We start from the raw sequence: 4,758 nt of genomic DNA on the forward strand, positions 1-4,758 counted from the left end.
CACTGATCCGAAAAAAGGAGCCCTTCACAATATGGCAAAAGAGGAAAAACTCACGACCTTCGATATCCCGCCCGATATCGGCGGCCGCTTTTCGGTCCTCACCCCGGTGGGCCTCTTTCCCATCGCCTTTGCCGGGATCAACATCAAGAAACTCGTACGGGGAGCCGGACAGGCCATGTCGTTCTGCTGCGGGAACTCAATCGAAAAGAATCTCTCGGCCCGCTATGCGGTGAACCGTAATATCTTGTTTCGCCGAAACAAGATCATTGAAGTGCTCGCCACCTTTCAGCCCCAGCTCCATTTTATCGGCGAATGGTGGAAACAGCTCGCCGGAGAAAGCGAAGGCAAAAACCAGACGGGAATCTTTCCGACCGTGCTCGATTACACAACCGACCTTCATTCCCTGGGTCAATGGATGCAGGAGGGAGTTCGGGGAGTCTTTGAGACCTTTTTGATGCTCGAGAACACCCAATCTACTCTCACGATTCCCTATTTCAAGAATAACGATGACGGACTCAACTATCTCAAGGGAAAGAGTTTCGAACAGATCAACGAAAACGCCTACAAGGGGACCCTGCTGGCTCATCTTGACGGCGGGGTGCCGGCGTCCACGCTCGTGTGCGCCGACCGGGGTGAAGAGACCCTGGGACAACTTTTTTACTTTTTTGAAAAAGCCATCGCCATATCCGGCTATCTGCTCCGGGTCAATCCCTTTAATCAGCCGGGAGTGGAGGCCTATAAAAAGAACATGTTTGCACTGCTCAATAAACCCGGATTTACAAAAGAGGGTAAGGAGCTTGCCCGGAGATTCAAGGGAATGGGAATATGAAATCATTTCGTGAAACCATGACAATCAATACACCCTCCCGGCGCGATTATATCAATATCACGCCGAAAGTCGAGGAGTGTGTGGGAAAAAGCGAAGTGCAGGAAGGGTTATGCCTTGTCAATGCAATGCATATCACCGCCAGTGTCTATATCAATGATGACGAGCCTGGTTTGCTGAAGGACTATGATGACTGGCTTGAAAAGCTCGCTCCCCACGAACCGGTAAGTCAGTACCGTCATAACGGCTACGAAGACAATGGGGACGCGCATTTGAAACGCCAGATCATGGGCAGAGAGGTTGTTGTTGCCATTACCAAGGGAAAACTCGACCTTGGTCCCTGGGAACAGATCTTTTACGGTGAATTTGACGGACGCCGGAACAAACGGATTCTGATAAAAGTTATCGGAGAATAGGGAGCGGTCCCCCGTGCTGTGTATGCCGATCGTTATACTGATTTTCCTTGCCTTTGTTTCGGGGTGCTATACGGATCCCGAACCCGGCTCCCTCCAGGATACCCTTGCGCGGGTCGTCCCGGAAATCATCGATACGATCCCCCATGATACGGAGGCATTCACGCAGGGACTGCTGTATCACAATGGTTTTCTCTATGAAAGCACCGGCAAGTACGGGACGTCTTCCCTGCGCAAAATCGACCCGTCAGATGGAACAATTCTGGTAAATAACCGGGTGCCGGAGGTTTTCGCCGAAGGCCTTGCTGTATACAACGGCAGATTCGTTCAGTTGACATGGCGATCGCAGAGCGCCCTGCTTTACGATACCGGATCCCTGGCGCCGGTTGATACTTTTTCCTACCGCGGTGAAGGCTGGGGGTTGACTACCGGTGCTCACCATTTTATCATGAGCAACGGGAGCGACACGCTTTATTTCCGCGACAATGCTTTCATGGTAACCGGTGCGGTGCAGGTTACTCAGGACGATAAGCCCCTAGCCAGACTGAATGAACTGGAATATGCCCGGGGCCTGGTATATGCCAATGTCTGGTTCAGCAATTATATCTTCGAAATCGATCTTCAGACCGGCAGCGTGCTCAAGTATATCGATTGCACCGACCTGGTGAAGAGGGCCGGCGCCGAATCTGAGCAGGACGTCCTCAACGGCGTCGCCTACGATAAGGCCCGGGATATTTTTTATCTCACCGGTAAAAACTGGAGCACAATATTTGTTGTAAAAATTCCCCGTGAATGATGTTGTCGTGGAGTATTGCGGGAGCAAGCCCATTCGTACCATCGCTCTATTACTCGGTTACTCCATCACTCCACGTTTTCCCTTTCTCACTTCCCGTTAATCAGGGCGGCGGCATAGCCGGCGCCGAACCCGTTATCGATATTGACAACGGTCATCCCGCTGGAGCATGAGTTAAGCATGGCAAAAAGCGGGACCAGACCCTCCAGATGGGAGCCGTAGCCGACACTGGTGGGCACGCCGATGACCGGACAGGAGACATACCCGGCGATAACCGACGGTAAAGCGCCTTCCATACCCGCCACCGCGATAATTACCGATGCTTCATGAAGGTCTTCTTTGTGCGCGAAGAGACGATGGATTCCCGCCACGCCCACATCCTGGAGCAGGCGGCAGGGATGGCCCAGAAGTTCGACTGTGCACCGGGCCTCTTCGGCAACTGAAGCGTCTGCCGTACCGCCCGAAGCGATAACAACAGGACCCCGTATTTTCCCCTTTGCTTTCCAATGAGGAGATTTCCACCAGAAACAACGGGCAAGAGCGTTTTGCTCGATGCCGGGAATTTCCCGCGCAACCATTTCTATCACCGATGGCTCTGCGCGGGTACCAAAGACGGTTTCGCCGTTCTCCACCTGTTCTTTGGCAATAGCGAGGATATGCTCCGGCGCTTTATTCTGACAGAAAATGACTTCCGGGAAGCCCTTGCGGAGGGCCCGGTGATGGTCGATCTTGGCAAATCCAAGGTCATGAAAAGGCATGTCCTTGAGCTTGTCTAAAGCTTTTTCAACCGTTGTGCCTTGATTGTAAAGGGCGTTGAGTAGATCACGAAGCGCCTTGTTTTCCATAATCGATCCTTTTACTCCATTATTTCAGTACTCCATCACTCCAATTCTTTTTTAAAATACCATACGGCTATTCAATTTATATAATGATCTCAAACAAACCGGAGAGCGTGCCATTGCAATTTGACGGGGTCATGAACGATCATTCAGGATATCCGAATGGAGAAGCTCTTGTAATTCTCTAACTGACTGGGAACGAAAAATATCATTTCTGAGCTGCGATGCCTGAGGGATACCTTTTATATACCAGGAGATATGCTTTTTCATTTCCCGGGAAGCCCGGTGTTCTCCATGGACCCGGCAGTAGGCATTGAGATGCTCCCGGGCGGTGTCGATTTTTTCCTTCCGGGAAACCGCGGTCGCCTGCTCGCCCTTTAATGCTTTCTTGATAGAGTCAAAGAGCCAGGGATTACCGTAGGTTCCCCGCCCGATCATGATCGAATCGCAGCCGGTCTGCTCGAACATGTCGAGGGCGTCCCGCGGTGTGCGGACATCCCCGTTGCCCACAACCGGGATCGAGACCGCGTTTTTAACTTCGCCGATCCGCTCCCGGAAAGAGTGGCCCGAAAAGCCCATGGTCTTTGAGCGGGGGTGGACGGTTATCGCCGCGGCCCCGCACTCCTGAGCGATTTTTGCATAGGCAACATCAACCCACGTGTGCATCTCCCATCCCGAACGAATCTTCACCGTTACCGGCACTGAGGTTGCCTGTACCATCGATTCGATAATACGGGCATACAGCTTTTCATCCTTGAGCAATGCCGAACCGCCGTTTTTTTTCACGATTTTCGGCGCCGGACATCCGCAATTCAGGTCGATAAAGTCGGGGCCGATATGCTCGTCGATATAGGCCGCGCACCAGGCGAATTTTTTCGGGTCCGCGCCGAAAAGCTGAATGCCCACCGGACGTTCGCCGGGGGTAATATCCATCAATTTTAGCGCAGGCTTTGCCTGCCGGTACAACGCTTCCACACTTACCATCTCGGTTACCACAATATCGGCTCCATGCTTTTTGCACAGCATGCGGAACACCGGCTCGGTGATACCCGCCATGGGAGCGAGGATCAGTTGGGGGTGGGAGAAAGGTCGGTGTACTGTCGATGTGGTATGGAGCGTTGGGTGCATGGATAACGTTGATGTGAATTAATTGAATGTATTATTCATCTCCCGCTCGACCCGAATCCTCCGTCTCCGCGCACGGTAGAGCCGAGTTCGCGGGTTTCGGTGAATTCGATATCGGCGGCGACCCGTGAGGGGACTGCCTGGGCGATACGGTCGCCCCGTTTGATGGTGTGGGGTTCGTTTCCAAGGTTAACAAGAATAACCTTGACTTCCCCCCGGTAATCGGCGTCTATCGTGCCGGGCGCGTTAAGGACCGTGACGCCGTATTTGACTGCCAGACCGCTGCGGGGGCGAACCTGGATTTCATAGCCGCGGGGAATTTCACAGCAGAAACCGGTAGGGACCAGGGCCCGTTCACCGGGACCGAGCACAAGCTCATTTTGCACGGCGGCGGTCAGGTCAAAACCGCTCGATCCCTCGGTCATCCGCCGGGGAACGGGTAATCCCTTGCCGTGAGGAAGCCGTTTCACTGAGATTTGTTGTGACGGTTTCATGAAGGATGGAGTATCGGGGGTGATAATGTGATGGAATACTGAAGTAATGTTTTAAAGGAGCGATGGGTCCTACTACTCCACCGCTCCACAATTCCATTACTCCATTGTTTTTTATAACAGCGCTTTTCTGCTCAGGCGGATTTTGCCGAAGCGGTCGAAGCCGACTACTTTGACTTTCATGGGGTCGCCGACCTTGCAGATGTCGGTGACTTTTTCCACCCGGTGATTTTCCATTTCAGAAATATGAACCAGGCCTTCTTTGCCGGGG

At 52.8% G+C, this 4,758-nt stretch carries 7 protein-coding genes; 3 read left to right on the plus strand and 4 right to left on the minus strand.

Going from position 1 to position 4,758, the window contains the following annotated elements; translation table 11 throughout:
• Positions 1-31: 31 nt before the first annotated feature.
• The 3 genes from GF401_00060 to GF401_00070 are packed head-to-tail and all read left to right on the plus strand — an operon-like array spanning position 32 to position 2,035.
• Positions 32-829, plus strand: a complete 798-nt coding sequence (locus tag GF401_00060) for a hypothetical protein (protein ID MBD3343435.1) — start codon at positions 32-34, stop codon at positions 827-829.
• Positions 826-1,242 (plus strand): YjbQ family protein, encoded by a 417-nt coding sequence (locus GF401_00065; GenBank protein MBD3343436.1) that lies wholly within the window; start codon positions 826-828, stop codon positions 1,240-1,242. Before GF401_00060 ends, GF401_00065 begins: the two co-directional genes overlap by 4 nt.
• A gap of 22 nt (positions 1,243-1,264) precedes the next feature.
• Entirely contained in the window at positions 1,265-2,035 is a 771-nt protein-coding gene (locus GF401_00070; protein ID MBD3343437.1) for a glutaminyl-peptide cyclotransferase, read from the plus strand.
• Between the two features lie 86 nt (positions 2,036-2,121).
• Here GF401_00070 and larB read toward each other — a convergent pair whose 3' ends face one another.
• From larB to GF401_00090, 4 genes are all read right to left on the minus strand, one after another.
• Entirely contained in the window at positions 2,122-2,877 is a 756-nt protein-coding gene (larB, locus tag GF401_00075; GenBank protein MBD3343438.1) for a nickel pincer cofactor biosynthesis protein LarB, read from the minus strand.
• A gap of 129 nt (positions 2,878-3,006) precedes the next feature.
• Positions 3,007-3,999 (minus strand): tRNA dihydrouridine synthase DusB, encoded by a 993-nt coding sequence (gene dusB / locus GF401_00080; GenBank protein MBD3343439.1) that lies wholly within the window; start codon positions 3,997-3,999, stop codon positions 3,007-3,009.
• 35 nt (positions 4,000-4,034) lie between these two features.
• Positions 4,035-4,490, minus strand: coding sequence for a dUTP diphosphatase (locus GF401_00085; GenBank protein MBD3343440.1), 456 nt, complete (start codon positions 4,488-4,490; stop codon positions 4,035-4,037).
• A 111-nt stretch (positions 4,491-4,601) separates the two neighbouring features.
• Positions 4,602-4,758, minus strand: a 157-nt coding sequence (locus GF401_00090; GenBank protein ID MBD3343441.1) for a S1 RNA-binding domain-containing protein, incomplete at its 5' end; no start/stop codon positions are given.

Source organism: Chitinivibrionales bacterium (assembly GCA_014728215.1).
Classification (GTDB): Bacteria; Fibrobacterota; Chitinivibrionia; order Chitinivibrionales; family WJKA01; genus WJKA01.

Bases quoted from the DNA above. Each gene is read 5' to 3' on its own strand.
- GF401_00060 (MBD3343435.1), top strand. From the start codon at position 32: ATGGCAAAAGAGGAAAAACTCACGACCTTCGATATCCCGCCCGATATC.
- GF401_00065 (MBD3343436.1), top strand. From the start codon at position 826: ATGAAATCATTTCGTGAAACCATGACAATCAATACACCCTCCCGGCGC.
- GF401_00070 (MBD3343437.1), top strand. From the start codon at position 1,265: ATGCCGATCGTTATACTGATTTTCCTTGCCTTTGTTTCGGGGTGCTAT.
- larB (MBD3343438.1), bottom strand. From the start codon at position 2,877: ATGGAAAACAAGGCGCTTCGTGATCTACTCAACGCCCTTTACAATCAA.
- dusB (MBD3343439.1), bottom strand. From the start codon at position 3,999: ATGCACCCAACGCTCCATACCACATCGACAGTACACCGACCTTTCTCC.
- GF401_00085 (MBD3343440.1), bottom strand. From the start codon at position 4,490: ATGAAACCGTCACAACAAATCTCAGTGAAACGGCTTCCTCACGGCAAG.